The following is a 25981-nucleotide window of genomic DNA, read 5'->3' on the forward strand; positions in this document are numbered from 1 at the left end:
GCGGGGCTTTTTATTGGGTTCGGAAAAGGACCAACCAGAGACCGCAAAGACCGACCAGAATATTGGCTGACCAGGTTGCGAGGAGCGGCGGCAATATGCCTGAATAGCCGAAGGCCATGCTGACCGAATGCAGAATGAAATAGGCGACTCCGATAATCACACTGATGACGATACCCAGGGATAGCGAGGTGTTTCGTCCCCGGTTCAATGCGAATGGAATGCCGAGCAGAACCATGACGATGCACGAAAAAGGGGCCGATAAATGGGAATACATGTTCACCAGCAACCGGGTATTGTCATACCCCTCGACTTTCATCTTTTTGGCCAGGCTCTTGAGCTCAAGGTAGTTGAGTTCCCATTCATGCGGCTCCGGACGCTGAAAGTCCTCCGGTGATTTTCCGAAGTCGATCCTCTGTTGCGCCGATTTTACGGAATCGATCATGGCGCCGGAGTTGACGTCGAATTTCCTCATGTTCAGATTTTTGAATTGCCAGGAGCCATCGATATATTGGGCACTGCCGGCATCGGTCCGTCCGGCAATCTGGAAATCACTGTCCATCTGGTAAATGGTGATACCCTGAAGGGCACCTTCACGCGGGACGACCTGCTCAATGTGAATGATCCGGTCGCCGGAGCGGACCCATAATTTATTGCGGAGAAGTTGTGGTTGCGAGAGTCCTTTGATCTTCTGCTCGAGGATCTTGTTCATGGTCCTGGTGCTTCTCGGCAAAAGGAGTTCCTGGGACAGAATGAGGGCAAGCGTTATGCCGCATGTCGTAATGATGATTGGCCGGGAAATACGGAACAGACTCAATCCGCCGGCCCGCATTGCCGTCAGCTCGCCGGTACGGGAAAGGCTGCCGATGGAAGTAAAGGCGGCCATCAGGACAGCCAATGGCGCAACCTGGGTTATAATGAGCGGGAAGGCGTTGATGAAATAACTGAAGTAGAGACCGAGGGCTGCCTTTTTTTCAATAAACTTATCGATCTTTTCGAAAAACTCGACAAGAAAAAAAATACCGACAAAGGCCGCGAGCGCCAGCGCGAAATTTGTCAGAAAAACTTTGACGGTATATCGTGTTAAAAGGGTCATGACTTCTTTTTATTCCTGAAAACATTCGTTGTGAAATCCTGCAACCGGTCTAACAGCTCAAGACGCTTCTCATTGATTGCCATTTTCATCATATAGGCACCTCCAAACAGGAACACAAGAACCGGCAGGATAACAATATACGGAGTGACTCCACCATCGACCGCCAGGGTCTTGGTCAAGGAATAAAGAATATAGAAGACAAAGAAAACCAGCAGTCCGAGGGCGAATCCGCCACCTCGACCGGAACGGGTGGTCTGGATGCCGAGAGGCACTCCGACCAGGGCGAAAATAAATGGTGTGAAAGGCAAAACCGTCCGGTTCAGCAGCTCGACTGTCAGCTCGGCTTTTCTCTGTTGGTCCGGGCTGTTTTTGATCAGTGTTGTCAATTCAAACCAGGAGAGTTCTTTTTCTTTCTTGCGCCGTTCCCCCTGGGGGGCAAGCTCCCGGTCAATATCAAGATTGATATCGTATGACGCAAAATCGATAACCTGATAGGTATTCTGCTCTTCACGGGTTGTCTGGCGGTGAATACTTCCATCAACAAGGTGCAGACTCAACGACAGATCATCCGGGTCGGAAATGATCTGGCCTGTTCTGGCGGTTATGATCGACGGGGTCGAACTGCTCCGTTCATCTGAAATGAATACTCCGTTGATCAAGCCGCTTTTTTGCTCGAGCTGGTTAGCGTAGATGACCAGGTCATCAAAATCATCATTGAAAATTTGCGGTTCGATACCGACATCTGCTTTTTGGGTCGATATATCATAAATTTTGCTGCGGAAAGCGTTGTTGCTGGCCGGTCCGGCGTAAATCGAGAGGATCGCCGTCGCCAGCGCTGTGAGTGTCGCCATAAAAAAAACCGGTTTCAGTATTTTCTGCAGGCTGATGCCATTCGCTTTCATCGCAATAATTTCGGCATCTGAAGAGAGGCGGCCGAATGCAAGCAGGATCCCCATCAGGAAGGCAAGGGGCAAGGTAATGACCATGAAGGCCGGCATCATGTAAAGAAAGAGCAGGGATACCTCGGCAAGAGGTACGCCTTTATTGAGCACCATCTCGACCAGCCTGATCATTCTCCCCATCAGCACAAGCAGGGTAAAGATCATGATCCCGATCAGGGTGGGAGTTGCGATTTCCATCGCAATATATCTGTTGAGTTTTTTTACGCTCATTGCGCCTGAATCTTATTACAACAATCGGCAACTGTAAACATGGATCGGCCGGTTTTTTCCCTTGCCTTGGTCGTTTCTGCATGGTATATAGCCACGTTACTCAAATCCACACGCTTTCTGACCTGCTGAAGGGTGCCTCTGTCTTTGCTGATCGGGGTTTTCGCTGGGATGATGAAAGCGGAGGTCAACAAACCAACAGGAGAAAAAAATGGCACAGATTACCATGAAGCAATTGCTTGAGGCCGGTGTCCACTTTGGTCACCAGACCAAGCGCTGGAATCCGAAGATGAAACCTTATATCTTCGGCGCCCGTAACGGCATCTACATCATCGACCTGCAGAAGACAGTCCGCTATTTCAATACGGCCTATCAGTTCATCAAGGAGGTTGTTGAAGGCGGCGAAAAGGTTCTTTTCGTTGGCACCAAAAAACAGGCCCAGGACTCGATTCTTGAAGAGGCTCTCCGGGCCGACCAGTATTTTGTCAACAGCCGCTGGCTCGGCGGCATGCTGACCAATTTTTCGACCATCAAGGCGAGTATCGATCGTCTCAAAAAAATCGAAGTCATGGCTCAGGATGGCACTTACGACCTTATTACCAAAAAGGAAGCCCTGCAGCTCGACCGTGAAAAAGCAAAGCTCGAAAAGAGTCTCGGCGGGATCAAGATGATGACCAAGCTTCCCGGGGCTATTTTTGTTGTCGATCCGAAAAAAGAAGCGATCGCCGTTAAGGAAGCCCGCAAGCTCGGTATCCCGGTTGTCGCCGTTGTCGACACCAACTGCGATCCGGATGAAGTCGATTACATCATCCCGGGTAATGATGATGCGATTCGGGCCTTGCGCCTTTTTGCATCAAAAATGGCTGATGCCTGTCTTGAAGGTGTCGAAGCGCGCCAGAAGAGCCTTCAGGCAGATGCTGAAGGGAGCGAAACTGAGGCTCCGGCTGAAAACGTCGAAACCGCAAAAGCAGAAACCAAGGTAGAAGCCGCGCCGGTTGAAGCTCCGACTGAAGCTCCTGCGGCAACAGAATAATTACTTCCTTAATCCGGTATCAAGGCGGTTGACATTTATGTCGACCGCCTTTTCTTAAACACCCATAATTCAAAACGGGCGCAAATGCCCGGAACACGTCTTATTTATAGTACAGGAGGTTTACGTGGCGAACATTACCGCAAAGATGGTTGCAGACCTGCGTGCCAAAACCGGCGCCGGTATGATGGACTGCAAAAAAGCATTGAACGAAACGGACGGAAACATCGAAGAAGCTGTTGATTTTCTGCGCAAGAAAGGGCTGTCGGCCGCCGCCAAGAAATCGGACCGTGTTGCGGCCGAAGGACTGATCTCTGTCGCCGGTGAAGAAAAAGCCGGTGCTATTGTCGAGGTCAATGCCGAGACCGATTTCGTTGCCAAGAATGACGCTTTTATCGCTTTTTCAAAAGGCGTTGCCCAGACCGTTTTCGATCACAACCCGGCTGACGTCGACGCCCTTAAGGGACTCGATTTTCCCGGCTCGGGCCGCAACGTCGGCGATGAACTGACTCACCAGATTTCGACGATTGGCGAGAATATGAACATCCGTCGCTTCGCCCGGCTTGAAACAGCAGCAGGCGCCGTTGCCTCCTATGTGCATGCCGGTGGTAAGATTGGTGTTCTTGTGCAACTGGACAGTGACGGTCAGGCTGATCAGATTGCAGCGACAGCCCGGCAGATTGCCATGCACGTTGCAGCGGCCAATCCGCAGTATCTCAGTCGCCAGGATGTGCCGGACGAGATTGTCGCAAAAGAAAAAGAGATTATGAAAGTCAAGGCTCTCGAGAGCGGCAAACCGGAAAACATTGTCGACAAGATTGTCGAGGGACAGATTAATAAATTTTTCGGAGAAATTTGCCTGCTTGAGCAGGTTTATGTTATCGATACCGATATGAAGGTCGGCAAGGTCGTTGAGGCGCTGGCCAAGGATATCGGTGCCGAGGTCTCACTGGCCGCATATGTGCGTTACCAGCTTGGTGAAGGCATTGAGAAAAAAGAGGATGATTTCGCGGCAGAAGTTGCTTCCCTGACCAAATAAAAGGTATCTTCATGGCGAACAAACCTGTGTATGACCGAATTCTGCTAAAGTTAAGCGGTGAAGCTCTGGCCGGACAACAGGGGTACGGAATCGATCCCGAGGTCATCACCGGAATTGCTTCTGAGATCAGAGATGTCATCAATATGGGTGTTCAGGTTGCCCTGGTCATCGGCGGCGGCAATATCTTCCGGGGACTTTCGGCAGCATCCAGGGGGATGGATCGTGCCAGTGCCGATTACATGGGGATGCTGGCAACAGTGATGAACAGTCTCGCCATGCAGGATGCCCTCGAATCGGTTGGCGTCGATACCCGGGTTCAGTCGGCCATTGAAATGCAGGAAATCGCCGAACCGTATATTCGTCGACGGGCTGTTCGTCATCTTGAGAAGGGGCGCGTTGTTATTTTCGGGGCCGGGACCGGCAACCCGTATTTCACGACCGATACCGCTGCCAGTCTGCGTGCCATGGAGATTAACGCCAATGTTATTCTCAAGGCGACCAAGGTCGATGGCGTCTACAGCTCTGATCCGACCAAGGATAAGGATGCCGTCAAGTACGAAAAACTGACCTACCTTGAGGTGCTGCAGAAGAATCTTCAGGTTATGGATGCGACAGCGACCTCGCTTTGCATGGACAACAGTCTTCCCATTATTATTTTTGATTTGACCAGTACCGGTAATATCGAAAAAGTTGTTCGGGGAGCAGATATCGGGACTCTTGTTACAGGAGGGTGATGCCATGTACAATGACATTTTGAATGAAGCCAAAGGCGGGATGGACAAAGCGGTTGAAAGCCTGAAAAAGGAACTGACCAAAGTCAGAACCGGTCGGGCTTCAGTCTCTTTGCTCGATGATGTCCGGGTTGATTATTACGGAACCCCGACTCCCCTGAACCAGGTCGGAACCCTGGCGGTTCCCGAACCGAGGTTGATTACGATTCAACCATGGGAAAAACCGCTGATTCCGGAAATTGAAAGAGCGATCATGAAGGCAGACCTCGGGCTCAATCCGGCTTCGGACGGCCAGATAGTCAGAATAGCTATCCCGGCGCTGACCGAAGAGCGGCGTAAAGAGATGGCAAAACTGGCAAAGAGCATTGGCGAAAATGCCAAGATTTCTGTCCGGAACTCCCGTCGTGATGCCAACGATATGCTCAAACAGCTGGAAAAGGAAAAAGAAATTTCAGAGGATGACCTCAAACGCGGGGAAAAAGAAGTCCAGGATTTGACCGATGGTTATGTCAAGAAGATTGATGAAGTCGTCGCTGCCAAAGAAGCTGAAGTGATGGAGATTTAAGGCAATTCAGTTGCCAATAAAAAGATAAGGAGAAAGAAATGGCACTTTCAATTACCGAAGAATGTATTGCTTGCGGTGCATGTGTGGATACCTGCCCGGTGGATGCGATTTCCGAAGCTGGTGATATCTATGCGATCAGTGCGGACTGCACGGAATGTCAGGCCTGCGTTGACAGTTGCCCGGTCGGGGCAATCGTCGAGTAAAAACAAAAGGGCGCCTTAACGGCGCCTTTTTTTTGCCGTTTTCCCGCCTTGCCGCCAGCCCTTCTTTCATGGTAAATTCCACAGCTGTATATGATGAAAGACAGCGAAAATACAAGTGAACATATACCCTGTCATCTGGCGATCATCATGGATGGTAATGGTCGGTGGGCACAAGCACGCCATTTGCCGCGGATTGTCGGTCATCAGAAAGGTGTTGAGACCGTTCGCCAGATTGTCGAAGAGTGCACTTCCCTCGGCATCCGCTATCTGACTCTCTATGCCTTCAGTTCCGAGAATTGGGGTCGACCGTCGGAAGAGGTATCAGCCCTGATGGGCCTGTTGTCGAGCTATCTAAAAAGTGAGCTGCAATCGTTGCTGACCAACCGGGTCCGACTTAATGTAATTGGTGAAATCGAAAAGCTGCCAAAAAATATCCGTCGGACTCTTGTTGATTCAGTGGAGAGGACAAGGAACAACGAGGGTATGACCCTGACGCTTGCACTCTCTTACGGTTCCCGCGATGAACTTGTGCGGGCTTGCCGGAAGATTGCGCTCAGGATCGAAAAAGGGGAGTTGGGTTCTGCCGATATTAACGAGAAGATGATCGAGTCTGAACTTGACACCCGGGATCTTCCGGAGCCGGATCTGCTGGTCAGGACCAGCGGCGAAATGCGCATCAGTAATTTCCTGCTCTGGCAAATCGCCTACACCGAGCTCTACTTTACCGAAGTATACTGGCCCGATTTTAATCGGGACGAGCTGCATAAAGCAATCAAGGTTTTTGGCCAACGACAACGTCGATTCGGTCTGACGTCCGAACAGACGGACCCGGTAAAATCGACCGAAGGAGAGTCCTATTAAAAAACGACTCTTGACGGCAGCAATTGCCCTGCCGGTACTAGCATTTATTGTTCAGTACGCTGACCGGAGTATTTTTATCGGTCTGACCGTCCTGGTGTCGACGCTCGGACTCTATGAGTTCTATGAGATGACCCTGACAGGGAAACGTCGGATTGAAAGTTATCTTGCCTTATCCTTCGGGGCACTGTTTTGTGGTTATGTCTGCTCGAATGAACCGGCAACAGCGCTGTTCGTTCTGACCGTGATTTTTCTTTTGCTGGCGGTTGTCTACCTTTTCCGGTTCGGCGAATTATCGCTGGTAATTCAGCATCTTGCGATCACTTTTCTCGGATTGCTCTACATTCCCTTTCTGCTCGGCCACCTGGCCTTGTTACGGGGTTTGCCGTACGGAAGTTCATGGGTTTTTCTGGTTCTGGTTGTCGCCATGGTCGGCGACTAGGCCGCACTGTTTGTCGGTTCGGCTGTTGGCCGGCGCAAGCTCTATCCTTCGATCAGCCCGAATAAGAGTATTGAAGGCGCGCTCGGGGGGCTTGCCGGGAGTGTTCTCGGCGCGGTAGTCTTTAAGCTGCTGTTCTTTCCGCAAGCTGATCTGGTGATGGTTGTCGGTCTGGCGATCGTTCTTTCGGTTGCTGCACAACTGGGGGATCTTTTTGAATCGATGTTGAAAAGAAGTTGTCAGGTCAAGGATTCGGGAAAAATCATACCGGGACATGGTGGCATTCTTGATCGCCTCGATTCCCTTCTGTTCGTTTTCCCTGCAGCATATTACCTGATAGGTTTCTTCGGTTGATCTATGATTCATAAGAAATTGACGATACTCGGTTCGACTGGATCAATTGGCGTCAGCACCCTTGAAATAGCTGCTGTCCACCCGGATCAGTTCAGGGTAGTCGCGATGACTGCCGGTTATAACCTCGATCGCTTTGTCTCACAGATCCGATCCTTCCATCCGGAGCTGGTATCGGTGGTGTCGCCTGATGATGCGACGAAGCTCAGGCAAATCCTCGGAGACGATGCTCCGGAAATCGTTTCAGGGGTCGAAGGGCTGATTGCCTGCGCAACCCATCCCGCTGTTGATATGGTCGTGTCGGCCATAGTCGGCGCGGCCGGTCTCGTTCCGACTATGGCCGCAATTGAGTCCGGCAAGGATGTTGCTCTGGCCAACAAGGAGACCCTGGTGACCGCCGGTTCACTGGTGATGGAATCAGTCGCCAGAAGCGGGATTAAGCTCTATCCGGTCGATAGCGAACATTCAGCAATTTTTCAGTCACTCGAAGGGCACCGCGACAAGGATGTCAGGCGACTGATTCTTACGGCCTCCGGCGGTCCTTTCCGCGATCAGGATCCGGCAACATTTGCTGAAATCACTCCTGAAGATGCTCTGTCTCACCCGAACTGGAATATGGGACGGAAGATTACTATCGATTCGGCGACAATGATGAACAAGGGGTTGGAGGTCATCGAAGCACATTGGCTTTTCGATCTTCCCGGAGAACAGATCGATGTACATGTTCATCCGCAAAGTATCGTTCACTCGATGGTCGAATATGTCGACGGTTCGGTCATTGCCCAGCTCGGAATCCCCGACATGAAGACGCCGATTGCCTACGCTCTTTCATACCCGGAACGGCTGCCTCTGGACCTGCCACCTCTCGATCTCTGCCAGCTCGGCGCGCTCACTTTTCAGAAGCCGGATTCAGGAAGGTTTCCATGTCTGGAGCTTGCTTATGAGGCGCTGGCCGCGGGTGATTCGGCCCCCGCTGTGTTGAATGCGGCCAACGAAATAGCAGTCGGTTCTTTTCTTGAGCGTCGAATCCGGTTTACCGATATTCCGGATCTGATCCGGTTGACTCTTGATCATCATGAAATAATTAAACTGAACAACATTGAAGATGTCCTCCTGGTAGACCGGTGGGCACGAGACTTCACGTCCGGAAATCTTCCGGCATAGACAGGTGCAGATGTGACTCTAGAACAGATTATTTTCGGCATAATTTTTCTTGGAATCCTCGTTTTCGTCCATGAGCTTGGCCATTTTCTGGTCGCCAAGATGAACAGGGTCAAAGTCCTCAAGTTTTCACTCGGTTTTGGTCCGAAAATCATTTCCAGGAAATGGGGAGAGACTGAATATATGATCTGTGCCGTGCCGCTCGGCGGATACGTGCAGATGCTGGGTGAAGGAAAAGGAGAGATGGGTGAGGATGCGCTCCTGACCGAAGAGGAAAAAAGTCATTCCTTTGCCCATAAAACAGTTGGCCAGCGGACGGCGATTGTTGCGGCCGGGCCGATCATGAATCTGATTTTGCACTTCTTGATCCTTCCGATCGCATATATGGTCGGCGTTGATATGCCGGCATTCCTCGATCAGAAAACCTGTATCGGTTATGTGCTCGAGGAATCGGAGGGAGCGGCCGCCGGATTCGAGCCGGGTGATTGTATCGTCACAATTGGCGATGACCCGATCGCCAGCTGGTCCGATGCCAATAAGGCGCTGATTTCCCATGCCGGGATGCCGCTCGAGTTTGGAGTGGAACGGGGCACTGAAACCATCAATCTCAGCATCGGAGAGGACAATGGCAGCCTTGAAGGATTGCAGGCACTCGGTCTTTTCCCCCGGCAGCCGGCCATTATCGGCGCTCTGTCTCCCGGTATGCCGGCCAAGTCTGCCGGCATGGAGGTCGGTGACAGAATTGTGGCGATTGATGGGTCCGAGGTCAGCAACTGGTATGATCTCAGGGTCTTTATTCAGCAGAGCGAAGGAGAGACCCAGCAGTTTACCGTTGATCGTTCCGGAACCAGGGTTGACCTCGAGGTTGCTCCTACTAAAAAGGGAAGAGATGGTGATTTTCTGATCGGTGTTGGTCCGGAACAACAGGTCGTATTCAAGCGGTTCGGTTTTATCGAATCGATCCGTTATGGTGCCGAAAGGACCATGGACCTGATTGAGTTGACCCTGGTTTTTATTCAGAAACTTTTTTCCGGACATGTCTCAACGAAAAATATTGGCGGGCCGATCATGGTCGTACAGATCGCCGGGCAGGCCGCACAGACCGGACTTGCCAGCAGCTTGACTTTTCTCGCTTTCCTCAGTATTCAGCTCGGTATCCTTAACCTGTTGCCGATTCCGATTCTCGATGGCGGCCATCTTCTGTTCAATCTGACCGAGTTTGTTTACCGGAAACCGATTTCAATCAGGGTTCGAGAGTTTGCCCAGCAGATCGGCCTGGTCCTGCTTCTGATGCTGATGGTCCTCGCTTTCTATAATGATATTGTCAGGCTTTTTTTCGGAGGCCAGTAGGTGACTGAAGTTCTTCTGACCCTGGCGACCGCAACCCGGACCGCCAGCGTGGCACTAACCGCCGGTGAGGAGCTGCTTGCCGAGGTGACGTTTAATCCCCCGACGACCCAGAGTGAAGTTTTGCTCCCGGCCGTCGAACAGGCCTTGTCCGGAGTCAATCTCGATATTGACTCAGTTGATGCCATTGCCGTTGTTGTCGGTCCCGGGGCGTTTACAGGTTTACGCGTCGGGGTCGCTACGGCCAAGGGCCTGGCCCTGGCAACCGGCAAGCCGCTGATCGGCATTTCATCACTTGAGGCGCTGGCGATGCAGGTTCCGGACGTTGCACTGCCGGTTTGTGCATTGCTCGATGCCAGAAAAGGCGAGGTCTATGCCGGCCATTTCGAATGGCAGTCCGGGATGCCGCAGGCATCGAAACCTGAAGAAGTTGTCGATCCGGAATTATTGCTCCAGGCGGTTTCCGGTAACACCCTTTTTGTCGGCGATGGCAGTGAGTTTTACCGGACCTTGATCATCCGTAAACTGGGACAAAGAGCACTCTTTGCCCCGGCTTCGGCAAGTGTTCTCAGGGCCGGATCAGTGGCCCGGATAGCCCTCCGGAAATTCAGGAATGGCGATACGGTTTTGCCCGAGAATTTGAATCCGGTCTATATCAGTCCTTCTGATGCTGAAATAAATGAGAAAAGAGCGATCGGCAACACTATAGAAGGTTGACAATATTCTGGTCGTTGGTTATTTTAAAACTGTATTTTACGACTCACTTTTAAACACTAAACTGGAGGTGCCGATGCAGGAGCAAGAAAGGGTTCTGGTCGAAAAATTAGTTAGCGAAAACCCACGTTTCCGCAAACTTTACGAGGAACATCAGTTTTTCGAAAAAGAATTGGTAGAACTCGAAGATAGACCCCATCTGACTCCCGAGGACGAGCTCGAACAGAAAAAAATCAAAAAGCTGAAGTTGGCCGGCAAAGAAGAGATGGAGTTGATTCTTCAACAACACCGGGATTAGTTTTTATTGATATTATGTGACCATGTTTCCGCCTTCCCGGGCGTTTGCGTGGAGCAATATAAGACGAACAACTTGACAGGGGTCCTGCCCCTGTCGTTTGTTTATTTTGGGCTGAAAAAGAGGAAATTATGCCGAAACTGAAGTCGGATACAACGACCGTTGGCCAGAAGATGGCCGGTGCGAGAGCTCTCTGGCGGGCAACCGGAGTGCGCCAGGAAGATTTTGGCAAGCCGGTTGTCGCCGTCGTAAATTCTTTTACCCAGTTTGTTCCCGGGCACGTACATCTGCATGGCATCGGGCAGATGGTTGTTGCGGAAATTGAACGGAATGGAGGAATTGCCAAAGAGTTCAATACCATGGCCATTTGCGATGGCATCGCCATGGGGCACGACGGGATGCTCTACAGCCTGCCGTCGCGAGAATTGATCGCCGATACGGTCGAGTACATGGTCAATGCCCACACCGCTGATGCGCTTGTCTGTATTTCGAACTGTGACAAGATTACGCCCGGCATGTTGATGGCTGCAATGCGCCTCAATCTGCCGACGGTTTTTGTCAGTGGCGGTCCGATGGAAGCCGGCAAGGCAACCGTTGCAGGGAATGAAGTTCATCTCGACCTGGTCGATGCGATGGTTGCGGCGGCAACTCCCGGGATCCCTGAAGATGTGGTCAAAGAACATGAGCGCTCCGCCTGTCCGACCTGCGGATCCTGTTCCGGAATGTTTACCGCCAATTCCATGAATTGCCTGACCGAGGCCCTCGGCCTCAGCCTCCCCGGCAACGGCAGTCTGCTGGCGACCCATGCCGATCGCAAGGAACTTTTCCTCGAAGCGGCCCGCACCGTCCTGCGTCTGACCGGGCGCTATTATTCAGAACAAGATGAATCGGCCCTGCCGCGCGGAATCGCAACCAAAGCCGCTTTCGAAAATGCCATGCGGCTCGATATTGCCATGGGTGGTTCGACCAACACCGTCCTGCATCTTCTGGCGGTTGCCCATGAGGCCGGTGTCGACTTCACCATGGAAGATATTAACCGGCTCTCCCTGGAAACGCCGAATCTGTGCAAGGTAGCACCCTCGGTCCAGCACTACCACATGGAAGATGTCCATCGGGCCGGCGGTGTCTTTGGTATCCTCGCCGAGCTCGACCGGGGCAAGATGATTCACCGTGATGTGGCGACTGTTCACTCCGGTGATATGGGTCAAGCCCTGGAGAAATATGATTTCCGGACGACTGACGATCAGGCTGTGAAAACGATGTTTTCGGCAGCTCCCGGAAATGTACCGAGTCTCGAGCCCTTCAGTCAGCAGGCGCGCTGGGCATCACCGGATCTCGATCGTGAAAACGGTTGTATTCGTGACGTCGATCATGCCTACAGTGCCGACGGCGGGCTGGCTGTTCTTTACGGAAACCTTGCACCCGACGGCTGCATTGTCAAGACGGCCGGTGTCGAGAAGGAGGTCTGGACGTTTTCGGGCCCGGCAAAAATATTTGAGAGTCAGGATGCGGCGATTGATGGCATCCTCAATGATTCCGTCAAAGCGGGTGATGTTGTTATCATCCGCTACGAAGGCCCGAAGGGCGGACCCGGTATGCAGGAGATGCTTTACCCGACCAGTTATCTGAAATCGAAAGGGCTCGGCAAGGCATGTGCCCTGATTACCGACGGTCGATTCTCGGGTGGAACGTCCGGTCTTTCGATCGGACATGTCTCACCGGAAGCGGCTGAAGGAGGAATGATCGGTTTGATCAGGGAAGGGGATCTGATCGTTATCGATATCCCGAATCGGGTTATTAAAGTCGATGTTGCCGATGCGGTACTCGAGACGCGTCGGGCCGAGATGGAGGCTGCCGGATCGGATGCCTGGAAACCGGCCAAGCGCCAGCGCAAAGTCAGTACTGCACTGCAGGCCTACGCCGCGATGACGACCAGCGCCGCCCAGGGTGCCGTACGCAAGATTCGCTGACAGGTTTGCCAGATAAAATATTTTTACCGTCATTCTTTTGGAGGAGGTTCACGTGAAAATGACCGGTTCTGAAATACTGCTTGAATGTTTCAAGGAAGAAGGGGTCGATACCGTCTTCGGCTACCCCGGGGGGGCGGTTATCAATCTTTATGATGACCTGATGAAGTCAAAGATCAACCATATCCTGCCACGGCACGAACAGGCTGCGATCCACGCTGCCGATGGATATGCGCGCGCGACCGGAAAGGTCGGGGTGGCGATTGCCACCAGCGGACCGGGTGCGACCAACACGATTACCGGTATCGCAACCGCTTACATGGATTCGATTCCGATGGTGGTTGTCACCGGTCAGGTTCCGACCCCGTTGATCGGCAACGATGCTTTCCAGGAAGCCGATGTGGTCGGGATTACCCGTCCGGTCACCAAACACAACTACCTGGTCAAGGATGTTCGTGATCTGGCGCGGATTATGAAGCAGGCGTTCTATATTGCCCGCACCGGAAGGCCGGGGCCGGTGGTTGTCGATCTGCCGAAGGATGTCCAGGTCGCCGAAACGACATTTGCATATCCGGATAAGGTCGAGTTGCGCGGCTACAAGCCGACTTTCAGCGGTAATGCCCGGCAGATTGCCAAAGCCGCAAAAATGATTCTGACAGCGCGCAAGCCGGTTCTTTATGTCGGTGGCGGGGCCAGCCTGTCGGATTCCGACAAGGAACTGCTCAAACTCGCTGAAATGATCAAGGCTCCGGTGACAACGACCCTGATGGCGATGGCCGCATTTCCGCAGAATCATCCGCTCTGCATGGGCATGCTCGGCATGCACGGGACCTATCATGCGAATATGGCGGTCACCAATTCCGATCTGCTGATCGCTTTGGGCGCCCGTTTTGATGATCGGGTGACCGGCAAGATTGCGACCTTTGCCCCGGACGCAAAAATCATTCACGTTGACGTCGACCCGACGTCGATTAAAAAGAATGTTCGGGTCGATCTGCAGATTGTCGGCGACCTCAAGGATGTGCTGAAGAAGCTGCTCAAGGAACTCTCTGAGCAAAAGAGCGAGGTCAAGCAGTTGGCTGAAAGACTCAAGCCATGGCGCGACGAGATCACCGAATGGAAGAAGACGCACCCGCTGACCTATAAATCATCGAAGACGGAGATCAAGCCGCAATTCGTCATCGAAAAGCTGAGTGAGCTATCAGATGATGACGCGATTGTCACCACCGAAGTCGGGCAACATCAGATGTGGGCCGCCCAGTTTTTCAAGTATAACCGGCCGCGTACCTTCCTCTCCTCGGGCGGACTCGGCACCATGGGATACGGCTTGCCGGCGGCTCTCGGCGCCCAGGCTGCTTACCCGAAGCGTCAGGTCATTGATATTTCCGGTGACGGGTCCTTCCAGATGAATTCACAGGAGTTGGCAACCCTGGTTCAATACCGGCTGCCGGTCAAGATTGTTATTCTCAATAACAATTTTCTCGGCATGGTTCGCCAGTGGCAACAGCTGTTTTTTGACAAACGCTACAGTCAAACCTGCCTTGAACTGCCGATCGACTTCAAGAAACTGGCTGAAGCCTATGGCGCAACCGGTCTGACCTGCAGTAAGCCGGGGGAGGTTGAAGCGACCATCAAGGAAGCTTTTGCGACCGACGGACCGGTTATCATGGAATTCAAGGTCTGCCGTGAGGAGAATGTCATGCCGATGGTCCCGGCCGGCGCCGGGCTCAATGAAATGGTTCTGGCGACTTAAGTCACGAATTGTGACAGGAGGAATAGCACAATGAAACATACTATTTCCGTTTTGGTGGAAAATGAATTCGGAGTTCTGTCCCGGATTGTCGGGCTGTTTTCCGGCCGTGGTTTTAATATTAACAGCCTGTCGGTTGCACCGACCCTCGATCCCTCTATCTCGCGGATGACGCTCGTGACCTCCGGCGATGATCAGATTATCGAACAGATTAACAAGCAGCTCAACAAGCTGATTGACACGATCAAGGTCATCGACTACACCAGCGAAGGGCATCCCTATGTTGAACGCGAGCTTGCCCTGATCAAGGTCAATGCCGAAGAGAGCACCAGGGCCGAGGTTATGCGGGTCGTCGATATTTTCCGTGGCAAGGTCATTGACGTGACGCCGAAGTCCTACACCATTGAGGTCATGGGAGCTCCGGATAAAGTTGACGCAATCATCGAAATCCTGCGACCGATCGGGATCAAGGAAGTGATCCGGACCGGGCCGGCTGTCCTCGGACGCGGCTCGAAGGGATGGTCCAGCAACTGATAATCATTTGGCAAGGATGGCACTCTGTGTTATATCTCTTGGCTACTTTTTAAAGAATTCGACTAAGGAGCATATTGATGAAAGTCTATTATGACAAAGATGCCGATCTATCGATCATCAAGGGGATGAAGGTCACGATTGTCGGTTATGGATCGCAGGGTCATGCCCATGCCTGCAATCTTAAGGATTCGGGTGTTGATGTCACCGTCGGTCTGCGTACCGGTTCTTCGTCTGTTGCCAAGGCAGAAGCCCATGGGCTGCAGGTCAAGCCGGTTGCAGAGGCCGTTGCCGCTGCCGACCTGGTCATGATCCTGACACCGGATGAATTCCAGTCACAGCTTTACCGCGACGAGATTGAACCGAATATTAAAAAAGGTTCGACCATGGCCTTTGCCCATGGCTTCAGCATCCATTACAACCAGGTCGAGCCGCGGGCAGATCTCGATGTGATCATGATTGCGCCGAAAGCACCGGGCCATACCGTCCGTTCCGAGTTTGAGAAGGGCGGCGGCATTCCGGATCTGATTGCCATCTTCCAGGATGCCTCCGGCAAGGCCAAGGAGGTTGCTCTTTCTTATGCCAGCGCCATCGGCGGCGGGCGGACCGGTATCATCGAAACGACGTTCAAGGATGAGACCGAGACCGACCTGTTTGGTGAGCAGGCGGTTCTCTGCGGTGGTGCCGTTGAACTGGTCAAGGCCGGGTTTGAAACCCTGACCGAGGCCGGGTACTCTCCGGAAATGGCTTATTTCGAATGCCTGCATGAGCTGAAGTTGATCGTTGATCTGATGTATGAAGGCGGCATTGCAAACATGAATTACTCGATTTCCAACAACGCCGAGTATGGTGAGTACGTCACCGGTCCGAAAGTGATCAACGACGAAAGCCGCAGGGCAATGCGTGAATGCCTCGATAATATTCAGAATGGTGAGTATGCCAAGCGTTTTATTCTCGAGGGCCAATCGAATTATCCTGAAATGACAGCCCGGCGCCGTCTCAATGCCGCTCATCCGATCGAGCAGGTTGGCGAAGGTCTGCGCAAGATGATGCCCTGGATCAAGAAGATTGTTGATAAAAGTAAAAACTGATTAATGACATCGGGGACAACAGGTTTGTCCCCGCTTCATTTGATGGGAAATTTATGAACGACAATACACTGCCCGTGGCCCGTGAAGGACTTCCATTTATAGCTCTTTTCGCATTTGTGACGCTGGTCTTCGCCTTACTCGACTGGGGTTTTCTTGCCTTCATTGCCCTGGTACTGACCCTTTTTACCGTTTACTTTTTCAGGGACCCGGAACGCTACTGTTCGGCGGAAAACGGCGACGTTATTGCCCCGGCCGATGGCAAGGTTGTCTTTGTCGGCGAGGTCATGGAAGAGCGATTCTTCAAGGAAGAAGTGCAGAAGGTCAGTATTTTTATGTCGGTGTTTGATGTCCATGTTAATCGTGCCCCCTGTTCGGGGAAGGTTGTCGATACCTACTACAACAAGGGCGAATTTCTCAATGCTTCTCTCGACAAGGCGAGCCTGGAGAATGAACAGTCCGGTATTTTCATGCAGACCGAAAACGATAAGAATATCCTTTTTGTCCAGGTTGCCGGTCTGATTGCCCGTCGCATCATTTCTTACCCGAAGACCGGAGATATTATAAAGCGCTGCAATCGTTACGGTTTGATCCGTTTCGGTTCAAGGGTCGATATTTATCTGCCGAAAAGTGCCGAGCTGAGTGTACACCTCGGTGATCGCACCGTTGCCGGTGAAACCGTGGTCGGAAACCTGCAATGATGACTAATAATCAGGAAAAAAATGAAGTAAAAAAAGGAGGTATCCGCCGCGGGGTTTACCTTTTGCCAAACCTGTTTACGACCGGAACCTTGTTTGCCGGTTTCTACAGTATCATCGCGACAACCAGGGGGCATTATGAAATTGCCGCCTGGTTTATCCTGGTCGCTGCCATTTTTGATGTTCTCGATGGAAAGGTGGCCCGTATTACCGGGACAACCAGTCAGTTCGGGGTTGAGTACGATTCTCTGGCTGATCTGGCGTCGTTCGGAGTTGCCCCTGGGGTCTTGATGTATGCCTGGGCACTGACCGGTTTCGGCAAGCTCGGTTGGCTGGCCGGATTCTTATACGTTGTGTGCGGTGCCCTTCGCCTGGCCCGGTTTAACGTTCAGGTCAATACGGTAGAATCGAAGCGATTTGTCGGATTGCCGATACCGGCCGCCGCCGGTCTGGTTGCCTCCTGTGTTCTCCTGTTTTATCGTCTCGGCGGCTCTGGAGAGATAAAGAAAATATCGATTCTGATCCTGATTTACGTGCTGGCGTACTTGATGGTGAGCAATTTTCGCTATTTTTCGCTCAAAGACCCGGAACTGTTTAAACGTCAGCCCTTCGGTTTTTTGGTTCTGGCAATCATTCTTATTATTATCATCGTTGCCGAACCGGCGATCATGCTTTTCACCGTCGCTTTTCTCTACATGCTTTCCGGGATGATTGCGAAGGTGTTTGGGTTCTTCAGATCGACCGAGAAAAGTCCTGTTGGTACGAAGAAAGAGTAAATACTCTTTTTTGCACAACGGGGTTGACAATATGTCTGCTTTGCTGTTTTATAAAATAACAATTCATTAAAGGCTATGAAGAGGAGTAGTAGAATCCTTGCCCTGTTACAGAGAGCCGGCGGTTGCTGCGAGCCGGTACAGTGCTGATTCGAACTCGCCTTGGAGCCGCGGAAGTGAAGTTTCGATGACCTAGCTTCTGCCGTGAGCCAGCGTAAATGGCCAAACAAGGTCTGCACAAGTTAATGATAAGTTGACTGGCAGACGAAACAGGGTGGTACCGCGAAGCGACAGCTCTCGCCCCTGCTAAAGGGGTGGGAGCTTTTTATATGCACCTGATACGAAAATGAGAGGAGGTGGTCGTATGGAATCTGACCTGGCTGATCTAGACCGGACCAAGAAAGATCCCGAGGGGAAGTTGAGACGTTTTAATTTCTGCCGGCCGCTTCTGCTGCCCGGCGCCAGGAAACTGGATACGGAGGACTTATGAGTGAAAAAACAAATATTATAATTTTCGATACGACGTTGCGTGACGGCGAACAATCGCCCGGCGCCAGCATGAACATAGATGAAAAACTTCGTATTGCCCACCAGCTTGAAAAGATGAATGTCGATGTCATCGAAGCCGGTTTCCCGATCGCTTCGGTCGGTGATTTTGAAGCGGTCAAAAAGATAGCAGAGTCGATCAAGGGACCGCAGATCGCCGGTTTGTGCCGCTCGAATTTCAAGGATATCGACCGCGCCTGGGAAGCGTTGCAGTACGCCGGGGAGCGCGGGCGGATTCATACTTTTATCGCAACCTCGGATATTCACATGGAGCGTAAGCTGCAGATGGAGCCGGCCAAGGTCAAGGAGACGGCAGTCGCTGCCGTCAGGCACGCCGCCAAATATACCTCGAATGTCGAGTTCTCCTGCGAAGACGCAGTTCGTACGCGGATCGAGTTCCTCGCCGAAATGGTTGAGGCGGTCATTGATGCCGGGGCAACGACGGTCAATATTCCCGATACCGTCGGCTATGCGATTCCGCATGAGTTTTACGAAACAATCACTTATCTCAGGCAGAATGTACCGAATATTGACAAGGCGGTCCTTTCGGTCCACTGTCATAACGATCTCGGCCTTGCCGTTGCCAACTCGCTGGCTGCTATTCGGGCCGGTGCCCGCCAGGTCGAATGTACAATCAATGGGATCGGTGAACGGGCCGGCAACTGCTCGCTTGAGGAGGTTGTCATGGGGTTGCGCACCCGACATGACATCCTGCCGTATACGACCCAGGTCGAAACCGAGCATATTTATGCCGCCAGTCGCCTCCTTTCGACAATTACCGGCATTACCGTGCAGCCGAACAAGGCGATTGTCGGTGCCAATGCTTTTGCTCACGAAGCCGGAATCCATCAACATGGTGTTTTGATGGACAAGGAAACCTACGAAATCATGACCCCGGAGTCAATCGGGCTCACCAAGAATAAACTGGTACTCGGTAAGCATTCCGGCCGGCATGCTTTTATCGACCGTCTCAAAGAGCTCGGTTATGACTTGCCGAAAGAGGATATTGAGAAGGCTTTTACCCGCTTCAAGGATCTCGCAGACCAGAAGAAGGAGATCTTCGACGAGGACCTTGATGCGATCATTGCTGACGAGGTTGTGCGGATTGAGGAGCGTTACAAGCTGATGCAGATGAACGTCGCCTCCGGTTCGTTTGCCGCGCCGACGGCGACTGTGCAGATGCAGGTCGACGGTGAAGAGAAGAAAACGGCGGTTATGGGTGCTGGCCCGGTCGATGCGACCTTCAAGGCGATAAAGGCGCTGACCGGCAGCAATGCTGAACTGAAGCAGTATTCGGTCGGAGCGATTACCGGTGGTACCGATGCCCAGGGTGAGTGTACGGTTCGACTCTCCGAAAACGGTCGAGAAGTTCTTGGTCAGGGAGCGCATGAAGATATCATTGTCGCCAGTGCCAAGGCTTACATCAATGCCCTGAACAAGATCTCTTCGGTTATGGAGCGGGTCGGGGTTCCGATTTAAGTCCGGTTTTCGGAAAAATAATTATTCGAGAAAAGTTAAAAACAGGAGCCAAGATGGGACAAACCACAGCTGAAAAGATTTTTGCATCACATTTGCGTGATGAACCCTTTGCCGGGACCAAGGTTCTCGATCTCGACCGGGTTCTTTGTCACGAGATTACCACTCCGGTGGCCATCGCTGACCTCGAGTGGCGCAACAAGGATCGGGTTTACGACAACACCAAAATCAAGGCGGTTATTGATCATGTGACTCCGGCCAAGGACAGCAAAACGGCGCTTCAGGCCAAAATTCTCCGGGACTGGGCGAAGCGGCACGATATTGTCGACTTTTTTGACGTCGGTCATAACGGCGTCTGTCATGCCCTGTTCCCGGAAAAAGGATATATCCGCCCCGGCTTCACCGTCATCATGGGTGATTCCCATACCTGCACCCATGGTGCTTTCGGTGCGTTTGCCGCCGGTGTCGGTACGACCGATCTCGAAGTCGGTATTCTTAAAGGGGTGTGCGCTTTTCGCGAACCGAAAACGATCCGGATTAATCTGAACGGAACCCTGCCGCAGGGTGTTTATGCCAAGGATGTCATTCTTTACGTCATCGGTCAGATCGGCGTCAACGGCGCTACCGATCGGGTCATCGAGTTTCATGGTCCGGTCGTCGAGCAGATGAGTATGGAATCGCGCATGACCCTTTGCAATATGGCGATCGAAGCCGGCGGCACATCTGGTATCTGTCAGCCGGACATGATTACCGTTGATTATCTCTGGCCGTTTATCAAGGATGAGTTTTCCTCGAAGGATGAGGCGCTGGACGAGTACCGCAAGTGGAATCCGGATGCCGATGCTTCCTATGACCGGGTGGTCGATTTTGATCTTTCTTCGATCGAGCCGCAATGCACCTTCGATTTCAAGCCGGACTGTGTCAAGCCGGTCTCGGCAATGGCCGGCACCAGGGTTGATCAGATCTATATCGGCAGCTGTACCAACGGGCGGATTGAAGATCTCAGGCAAGCGGCTGCTATTCTCAAAGGGAAAAAGCTGGCTGATTCGGTCCGTGGCATCGTTTCGCCGGCAACACCTCAGATTTTCAAAGAAGCGATGAACGAAGGCCTCATGGATATTTTTATGGACGCCGGTTTTTGTGTGACCAATCCGACTTGTGGCGCCTGCCTCGGCATGAGTAATGGAGTTCTGGCCGAAGGCGAGTCCTGTGCAGCGACAACCAATCGGAACTTTTCCGGTCGCATGGGCAAGGGCGGTATGGTTCACCTGATGAGCCCCGCGACCGCTGCCGCTACCGGCATTACCGGGGTCATCACTGACGCCCGTACCCTGTAATCAGTACTGGAGGAGCAGATAATGAAAAAATCGTTTGGCGGATCGGTTATTTTTCTTGACCGGTCCGATATCAATACCGATGAGATCATCCCGGCCAAGTATCTGACCGAAGTCACCAAAGAAGCCTTGCAGCCCTATATCCTGGAAGATCTTGTTCTCGATGGTTTCGATCCGAAAGGACAAAAGCTGAAGGATGCACAGGTTGTCGTAACCAGCCAGAATTTTGGTTGTGGCTCATCGCGTGAGCATGCTCCCTGGGTTTTCGAAGTCAACGATGTTCATACAGTTATTGCCGAGAGTTATGCCCGGATCTTCCGTCAGAACATGTTCAATTGCGGCATGCTGGCAATTGAATTGCCGAAAGAGCAGATCGACATGATTTTTGCTCTTGGTGACGATGTTGAAGTGACCGTCGATGTTGATAGTCAGAAGGTTCAGGCTTCGGCGAACGGCAATACCGAGTCGTTTGAGTTTGCAATAAGCGAATTTGACAAGGCCCTGGTTAAAGCCGGTGGCTGGGTTGAATTTGCTGATTCGCGATATTGAATGCACCGATTGTCGAGCATTGGAGAGGCCGGGTTTTGATCCGGCCTTTTCAGTGATAAATGATTGACAAAACAAGTCCGGCATTCTTATAGTTGCAGACTCTGTTTTCGCATAAAATCTATATGAAATGATACAAGGAGCGTTTCGATGGGAAAGGTCTACAAAATTGCTGTTCTGCCGGGAGATGGCATCGGTCCTGAGGTTATGGCCGAAGCGATCAAGGTGCTTGAAACCGTAGAGGAAAAATTCAAAATATCGATCGAGTTTACCTTTGCCAATGTTGGTGGAATTGCAATCGATGAAGAGGGGCAGGCCCTCCCCGATCCGACTGTCAGGATCTGCAAGGAATCGGATGCGGTTCTTTTCGGATCGGTCGGTGGTCCGAAATGGGAGCACCTGCCGCCAGATGAGCAACCGGAACGTGGGGCGCTTCTTCCATTGCGTAAGATTTTCGGACTGTTCTGTAATCTCCGTCCGGCAATTATCTTCCCGGCGTTGACCGGAAACTCTTCGCTCAAGCCGGAAATTATTGAAGGCGGGTTCGATATCCTTGTTGTGCGTGAGCTGACAGGCGGTATTTACTTCGCCCAACCGAAAGGGATTGAGGGTGCCGGCGCTGAGCGCACCGGTTTTGATACCATGAAGTACAGTGACGCCGAAATCGAGCGAATTGCGCATATCGGATTTCAGGCTGCCCGGAAGAGGGGCGGCAAGCTCTGTTCCATCGACAAGGCCAACGTATTGTCAACCTCGGTTCTCTGGCGGGAGGTTGTTGAACGGGTTGCCACGGCATACCCTGATGTGGAACTGAGTCACATGTATGTTGATAATGCGGCGATGCAGCTCTGTCGCTGGCCAAAACAGTTCGATGTCATGCTTTGCGGCAATATGTTCGGTGATATCCTTTCCGATGAAGCGGCGATGCTGACCGGTTCCCTCGGCATGTTGCCGAGTGCTTCACTGGCCGAAGGATCATTCGGCCTCTATGAACCATCCGGCGGCTCGGCACCCGATATTGCCGGACAGGGGATCGCCAACCCGATTGCTCAAATCCTTTCGGCGGCGATGATGCTTCGCTATTCATTCGGGCTGGTCGAGGCCGCAGACGCAGTCGAAAAAGCTGTCGAGAAAACACTGAATGATGGCCTTCGCACCGGTGATATCTATCAGGGGCTTGATGGTGAAAGAAAGGTAAACACGATTGAGATGGGTGAGGCAATCGTTAACCGTATCTGAATCTGTGCTAAAGGATTCTGACGGGGACCTGATGGTCCCCGTTTGTTTTTCCGATGGATAAATCATTTCATCAGCAAAATTTTCTAGACGCCGATCCCGGAAGGGGAATTGATCCACGGCTGGTTCTTACCCTGGCGATTGGCGCCATGGCCCTGCTCTTTGCCGCTTCATCCTGGTGGCGTATCATGCTGTTTATACCGCTTGCCTGGTTTCTGCTTGCCCGGCTTGAACTCTCCCGGTCCTTCAGGTGGCGCTTTTACTGGCTTCGCTGGCTGCTTGTTTCGATCATAGCTCTGCACATGTTGCTATCTCCCGGCCATACAATCCGGGGTCTGTCGTGGTTCACCTACGAGGGGCTGGCCCGCGGGCTGATGGTTTCTCTGCAGATTGTTCTGGCAATGGCCATTTCGCTGGTTTTGATGCGCTTGCTGACTTCCGAAAGGGCTGTCCAGACATTTGCGGCATTGCTTAAACCACTCACGATTATTGGCTTTGATGTCAGTGGACCGATCGGTCAATTACGGATGACGCTCCGGTTCGTACCGGTTTTACAAGAAGAGGGCAAGGTTGCGGTTGCCTCGGTTAAGGATAGGGCGACGCCCGGTTTTTTAAATCGGATTCAAATATTGCAGAAGATGGTTATGACGATTTTTGAAAGAATGGTTGTCCGGGCCGACAGGCTGGCACATCAGGCAGCATCCGGAACCCCGACTTCTGTCGAGACGGATAAACTGCCATCGTTCTTGCCTTTGAATCCGGCGAGCCGGGTGACTGTTTGCGTTGCCTTAGCCTTCATGACTTTCTATTTTCTGCTGCCATGAGAATAATAAAATTGACAATCGAATACGATGGTACCGGCTACGTCGGCTGGCAGGTGCAGCCGAACGGCATATCGATTCAGCAGGTCGTCGAGGCCGGCCTCGAAAAGGTAGTTGGCTTGCCGGTGCGTGTCGTTTCCTCGGGACGAACAGACGCCGGCGTCCATGCCCGTGGCATGGTTGCCCATTTTCGGACCGACCGCGAGTTGCCTCTTTCTGCCTTTCGTGAGGGCGTCAACAGTCACCTCCCGGAATCAGTCGCAATTGTTTCGGCAGAAGAGGTGGCTGCCGACTTTCATTCCCGTTACAGCGCTCTCGCCAAACGGTATCGTTATTCAATCAATCAGGGCGAAGTTCGCTCACCGATTGCCGGCCGCTACAGCTGGCATGTGAAACGGCAACTTGATTTGCAGCGGATGCGGCAAGCTGCCGAGTTGCTGCTCGGCGAACACGATTTCAGGGCTTTCCGTTCTTCCGGTTGCGATGCCAAAACTTCGGTTCGTGAAATATACGCGATCAATATCAAGGCAGATGCGGGAATGATCCACGTCGATATTGTCGGCAACGGATTTCTCAGGAATATGGTGCGAATTATTGTCGGGACCCTGGTTGAGGTCGGCTCCGGCGCACGGTCGAGCGATGGTCTGCCCACGTTGCTTGCACAAGGAGAAAGAGGGGGTGCGGGAAAGACTGCTCCGGCTCAGGGTCTCTGTCTCATGCAGGTCTGGTATGACGGGAATTCCGACGACTGGACAGGTCGCTTAAACCGTGGTAAATCCAGCCAGAAAAGCCTTGACAAGCAACTTTAAATCATATATTTTTCGTTTTTCTGTGAGCCCCGTACATATCACAGATTTCAGGATATAGAGAGGAAGATCAATGAGCACGCAAGTTGCCAAACAATCAGAAGTAAACCGCAGCTGGTATGTTGTCGATATCAATGACCAGGTACTCGGCCGCGCTGCGACGGAAATTGCCCGCATTCTCCGGGGCAAGCACAAACCGATTTATTCACCGAGTGTTGATACCGGTGATTTTGTTATCGTACTCAATGCCGACAAGGTAAAGTTGACCGGTAACAAGCTTGCCGACAAAAAATATTATCATCATACCGGTTTCCCTGGCGGTATCCGCTCTATAACAGCTGAAAAGCTGATTGAGAAGAAGCCGGAAGAACTGATCATGAAAGCTGTAAAGGGTATGCTGCCCAAGAACAGGCTGGGTCGGCAAATGATCAAGAAGCTGAAGGTCTACAGCGGTGGTGACCATCCGCATGCCGCACAACAGCCGAAAACCCTTTCCCTCTAGTTGCAAGGTAGGAGATCATGATGGCAGCACAGAAATATTACGCCACTGGCAAAAGAAAAACTTCGGTCGCCCGGGTCTGGATTTCTCCCGGCACCGGTCAGATCGTTGTTAACAAGCAGGATGTAAACGACTACTTCGGTCGCGAAACTTCCAAAATGATAATTCGTCAACCGTTTGAAGTGACAGATAACCTGGGTAAATTTGATGTCTGGGTCAATGTCTGTGGCGGTGGTCCATCGGGGCAGGCCGGCGCGATCAAACATGGTATCAGCAAAGCATTGCTTGAGGTTGACACCGAACTGCGTCCGGTTCTGAAAAAGGCCGGATTCATTACCCGTGACAGCCGGATCAAGGAACGTAAGAAGTACGGTCGTCGCGGTGCCCGTCGAAGCTTCCAGTTCTCGAAACGTTAATAGAGTGTATTGGCACTTTATTGCCGAACATGTTAAAAAGGGAAGCCCTCGGGTTTCCCTTTTTTTTTAGTTCTTCGCCGATTAGAATGAATGCAACGGCAGACTTCCTCTTCGGCGACCTTGATTTGTTTGGTTGGATAGGTCATTGTTTGACGGGGACATTACCCGAAGTTCAGGGAAGAGTCCCCCTGAAGACAGAATACCGAAGAACCGCCGGGTCCCGGCCCGGCAGCCGGGTTCATTTCTTTATTAAGCGATAAAGAAACGAACCAAAGAAACCGCTCCCTTGCAGGGGGCTTATTGGGCCGTCGGGTTTACTTCTTTTGAACAGTTTATCTCAGGAGTTTGCCTTGAGGCAAACGCAGACCGTCTCCGTGGCTGTCGCGGTCGGGCTGCGGTTCAGTGATTGCGCTGGCGGCAGCGACCTCAAGAGCTCCACGGGTGAGTCAAGGGCTTTGCTTTTAAAGCTTTGAGACTTTTCCTTGTTTTCTCTGACATC

Annotated in this window: 26 protein-coding genes and 1 pseudogene; 25 read left to right on the forward strand and 2 right to left on the reverse strand. The window is 52.1% G+C overall.

The window, feature by feature from the left end; all coding sequences use genetic code 11:
• Window positions 1-10: 10 nt before the first annotated feature.
• Window positions 11-1093: an LPS export ABC transporter permease LptG gene (lptG, locus tag C0623_01190; GenBank protein PLY03661.1), complete on the reverse strand. Its 1083-nt coding sequence runs from the start codon at window positions 1091-1093 to the stop codon at window positions 11-13.
• Window positions 1090-2265: an LPS export ABC transporter permease LptF gene (gene lptF, locus C0623_01195; GenBank protein ID PLY03662.1), complete on the reverse strand. Its 1176-nt coding sequence runs from the start codon at window positions 2263-2265 to the stop codon at window positions 1090-1092. Before lptF ends, lptG begins: the two co-directional genes overlap by 4 nt.
• Window positions 2266-2473: 208 nt before the next feature.
• Between lptF and rpsB the strand changes: the two genes are divergently transcribed.
• From rpsB to C0623_01320, 25 genes and pseudogenes are all read left to right on the forward strand, one after another.
• Entirely contained in the window at window positions 2474-3295 is an 822-nt protein-coding gene (rpsB, locus tag C0623_01200; GenBank protein PLY03663.1) for a 30S ribosomal protein S2, read from the forward strand.
• A gap of 124 nt (window positions 3296-3419) precedes the next feature.
• Complete coding sequence (locus C0623_01205) at window positions 3420-4331, forward strand: elongation factor Ts (GenBank protein PLY03664.1); 912 nt, start codon at window positions 3420-3422, stop codon at window positions 4329-4331.
• An 11-nt stretch (window positions 4332-4342) separates the two neighbouring features.
• Complete coding sequence (locus C0623_01210) at window positions 4343-5065, forward strand: UMP kinase (GenBank protein ID PLY03665.1); 723 nt, start codon at window positions 4343-4345, stop codon at window positions 5063-5065.
• Between the two features lie 4 nt (window positions 5066-5069).
• Window positions 5070-5627, forward strand: coding sequence for a ribosome recycling factor (locus tag C0623_01215; GenBank protein ID PLY03666.1), 558 nt, complete (start codon window positions 5070-5072; stop codon window positions 5625-5627).
• A gap of 38 nt (window positions 5628-5665) precedes the next feature.
• On the forward strand, window positions 5666-5830 hold the full coding sequence (locus C0623_01220; GenBank protein PLY03667.1) for a 4Fe-4S ferredoxin: 165 nt from the start codon (window positions 5666-5668) through the stop codon (window positions 5828-5830).
• A gap of 93 nt (window positions 5831-5923) precedes the next feature.
• Window positions 5924-6691: an isoprenyl transferase gene (locus C0623_01225; GenBank protein ID PLY03689.1), complete on the forward strand. Its 768-nt coding sequence runs from the start codon at window positions 5924-5926 to the stop codon at window positions 6689-6691.
• Window positions 6687-7481, forward strand: a pseudogene (locus C0623_01230) (phosphatidate cytidylyltransferase). Before C0623_01225 ends, C0623_01230 begins: the two are co-directional and overlap by 5 nt.
• 3 nt (window positions 7482-7484) lie before the next feature.
• On the forward strand, window positions 7485-8642 hold the full coding sequence (locus C0623_01235; protein PLY03668.1) for a 1-deoxy-D-xylulose-5-phosphate reductoisomerase: 1158 nt from the start codon (window positions 7485-7487) through the stop codon (window positions 8640-8642).
• Between the two features lie 12 nt (window positions 8643-8654).
• Window positions 8655-9989, forward strand: coding sequence for an RIP metalloprotease RseP (rseP, locus tag C0623_01240; protein ID PLY03669.1), 1335 nt, complete (start codon window positions 8655-8657; stop codon window positions 9987-9989).
• Window positions 9990-10703, forward strand: coding sequence for a tRNA (adenosine(37)-N6)-threonylcarbamoyltransferase complex dimerization subunit type 1 TsaB (gene tsaB / locus C0623_01245; GenBank protein PLY03670.1), 714 nt, complete (start codon window positions 9990-9992; stop codon window positions 10701-10703).
• Window positions 10704-10776: 73 nt separating this feature from the next.
• A complete protein-coding gene (locus C0623_01250; protein PLY03671.1) occupies window positions 10777-10998 on the forward strand; it encodes a DUF465 domain-containing protein in 222 nt (73 codons plus the stop codon).
• 128 nt (window positions 10999-11126) lie between these two features.
• Window positions 11127-12965, forward strand: coding sequence for a dihydroxy-acid dehydratase (locus C0623_01255; protein PLY03672.1), 1839 nt, complete (start codon window positions 11127-11129; stop codon window positions 12963-12965).
• Between the two features lie 52 nt (window positions 12966-13017).
• The gene (gene ilvB, locus C0623_01260; GenBank protein PLY03673.1) at window positions 13018-14715 is read left to right on the forward strand and encodes an acetolactate synthase, large subunit, biosynthetic type; all 1698 of its coding nucleotides are present in this window, start codon (window positions 13018-13020) and stop codon (window positions 14713-14715) included.
• A gap of 30 nt (window positions 14716-14745) precedes the next feature.
• Window positions 14746-15246, forward strand: coding sequence for an acetolactate synthase small subunit (locus tag C0623_01265; GenBank protein PLY03674.1), 501 nt, complete (start codon window positions 14746-14748; stop codon window positions 15244-15246).
• A 71-nt stretch (window positions 15247-15317) separates the two neighbouring features.
• Complete coding sequence (locus C0623_01270) at window positions 15318-16334, forward strand: ketol-acid reductoisomerase (protein ID PLY03675.1); 1017 nt, start codon at window positions 15318-15320, stop codon at window positions 16332-16334.
• A 53-nt stretch (window positions 16335-16387) separates the two neighbouring features.
• Window positions 16388-17032, forward strand: a complete 645-nt coding sequence (locus tag C0623_01275; protein PLY03676.1) for a phosphatidylserine decarboxylase family protein — start codon at window positions 16388-16390, stop codon at window positions 17030-17032.
• Window positions 17032-17805, forward strand: coding sequence for a CDP-diacylglycerol--serine O-phosphatidyltransferase (gene pssA, locus C0623_01280; protein PLY03690.1), 774 nt, complete (start codon window positions 17032-17034; stop codon window positions 17803-17805). Before C0623_01275 ends, pssA begins: the two co-directional genes overlap by 1 nt.
• 483 nt (window positions 17806-18288) lie before the next feature.
• Window positions 18289-19827, forward strand: a complete 1539-nt coding sequence (locus C0623_01285) for a 2-isopropylmalate synthase (protein ID PLY03677.1) — start codon at window positions 18289-18291, stop codon at window positions 19825-19827.
• Window positions 19828-19880: 53 nt separating this feature from the next.
• Window positions 19881-21161 (forward strand): 3-isopropylmalate dehydratase, encoded by a 1281-nt coding sequence (locus C0623_01290; protein ID PLY03678.1) that lies wholly within the window; start codon window positions 19881-19883, stop codon window positions 21159-21161.
• A 21-nt stretch (window positions 21162-21182) separates the two neighbouring features.
• Window positions 21183-21707, forward strand: a complete 525-nt coding sequence (locus C0623_01295; protein ID PLY03679.1) for a 3-isopropylmalate dehydratase small subunit — start codon at window positions 21183-21185, stop codon at window positions 21705-21707.
• 147 nt (window positions 21708-21854) lie between these two features.
• Window positions 21855-22943, forward strand: a complete 1089-nt coding sequence (leuB, locus tag C0623_01300; protein ID PLY03680.1) for a 3-isopropylmalate dehydrogenase — start codon at window positions 21855-21857, stop codon at window positions 22941-22943.
• 53 nt (window positions 22944-22996) lie between these two features.
• On the forward strand, window positions 22997-23764 hold the full coding sequence (locus C0623_01305) for a hypothetical protein (protein ID PLY03681.1): 768 nt from the start codon (window positions 22997-22999) through the stop codon (window positions 23762-23764).
• Complete coding sequence (locus C0623_01310; protein ID PLY03682.1) at window positions 23761-24570, forward strand: tRNA pseudouridine(38-40) synthase TruA; 810 nt, start codon at window positions 23761-23763, stop codon at window positions 24568-24570. Before C0623_01305 ends, C0623_01310 begins: the two co-directional genes overlap by 4 nt.
• Before the next feature lie 70 nt (window positions 24571-24640).
• Entirely contained in the window at window positions 24641-25069 is a 429-nt protein-coding gene (locus C0623_01315; protein PLY03683.1) for a 50S ribosomal protein L13, read from the forward strand.
• 20 nt (window positions 25070-25089) lie between these two features.
• Window positions 25090-25482 (forward strand): 30S ribosomal protein S9, encoded by a 393-nt coding sequence (locus tag C0623_01320; GenBank protein PLY03684.1) that lies wholly within the window; start codon window positions 25090-25092, stop codon window positions 25480-25482.
• Window positions 25483-25981 lie beyond the last annotated feature (499 nt).

Source organism: Desulfuromonas sp. (assembly GCA_002869615.1).
Lineage (GTDB): Bacteria > Desulfobacterota > Desulfuromonadia > Desulfuromonadales > UBA2294 > BM707.

What these genes read in the sequence shown, in the direction of transcription:
- lptG (PLY03661.1), bottom strand. Translation starts at nt 1,093, where the DNA reads ATGACCCTTTTAACACGATATACCGTCAAAGTTTTTCTGACAAATTTC.
- lptF (PLY03662.1), bottom strand. Translation starts at nt 2,265, where the DNA reads ATGAGCGTAAAAAAACTCAACAGATATATTGCGATGGAAATCGCAACT.
- rpsB (PLY03663.1), top strand. Translation starts at nt 2,474, where the DNA reads ATGGCACAGATTACCATGAAGCAATTGCTTGAGGCCGGTGTCCACTTT.
- C0623_01210 (PLY03665.1), top strand. Translation starts at nt 4,343, where the DNA reads ATGGCGAACAAACCTGTGTATGACCGAATTCTGCTAAAGTTAAGCGGT.
- C0623_01215 (PLY03666.1), top strand. Translation starts at nt 5,070, where the DNA reads ATGTACAATGACATTTTGAATGAAGCCAAAGGCGGGATGGACAAAGCG.
- C0623_01220 (PLY03667.1), top strand. Translation starts at nt 5,666, where the DNA reads ATGGCACTTTCAATTACCGAAGAATGTATTGCTTGCGGTGCATGTGTG.
- C0623_01225 (PLY03689.1), top strand. Translation starts at nt 5,924, where the DNA reads ATGAAAGACAGCGAAAATACAAGTGAACATATACCCTGTCATCTGGCG.
- C0623_01235 (PLY03668.1), top strand. Translation starts at nt 7,485, where the DNA reads ATGATTCATAAGAAATTGACGATACTCGGTTCGACTGGATCAATTGGC.
- C0623_01250 (PLY03671.1), top strand. Translation starts at nt 10,777, where the DNA reads ATGCAGGAGCAAGAAAGGGTTCTGGTCGAAAAATTAGTTAGCGAAAAC.
- C0623_01255 (PLY03672.1), top strand. Translation starts at nt 11,127, where the DNA reads ATGCCGAAACTGAAGTCGGATACAACGACCGTTGGCCAGAAGATGGCC.
- C0623_01265 (PLY03674.1), top strand. Translation starts at nt 14,746, where the DNA reads ATGAAACATACTATTTCCGTTTTGGTGGAAAATGAATTCGGAGTTCTG.
- C0623_01275 (PLY03676.1), top strand. Translation starts at nt 16,388, where the DNA reads ATGAACGACAATACACTGCCCGTGGCCCGTGAAGGACTTCCATTTATA.
- pssA (PLY03690.1), top strand. Translation starts at nt 17,032, where the DNA reads ATGACTAATAATCAGGAAAAAAATGAAGTAAAAAAAGGAGGTATCCGC.
- C0623_01285 (PLY03677.1), top strand. Translation starts at nt 18,289, where the DNA reads ATGAGTGAAAAAACAAATATTATAATTTTCGATACGACGTTGCGTGAC.
- C0623_01290 (PLY03678.1), top strand. Translation starts at nt 19,881, where the DNA reads ATGGGACAAACCACAGCTGAAAAGATTTTTGCATCACATTTGCGTGAT.
- C0623_01295 (PLY03679.1), top strand. Translation starts at nt 21,183, where the DNA reads ATGAAAAAATCGTTTGGCGGATCGGTTATTTTTCTTGACCGGTCCGAT.
- leuB (PLY03680.1), top strand. Translation starts at nt 21,855, where the DNA reads ATGGGAAAGGTCTACAAAATTGCTGTTCTGCCGGGAGATGGCATCGGT.
- C0623_01305 (PLY03681.1), top strand. Translation starts at nt 22,997, where the DNA reads ATGGATAAATCATTTCATCAGCAAAATTTTCTAGACGCCGATCCCGGA.
- C0623_01310 (PLY03682.1), top strand. Translation starts at nt 23,761, where the DNA reads ATGAGAATAATAAAATTGACAATCGAATACGATGGTACCGGCTACGTC.
- C0623_01315 (PLY03683.1), top strand. Translation starts at nt 24,641, where the DNA reads ATGAGCACGCAAGTTGCCAAACAATCAGAAGTAAACCGCAGCTGGTAT.
- C0623_01320 (PLY03684.1), top strand. Translation starts at nt 25,090, where the DNA reads ATGGCAGCACAGAAATATTACGCCACTGGCAAAAGAAAAACTTCGGTC.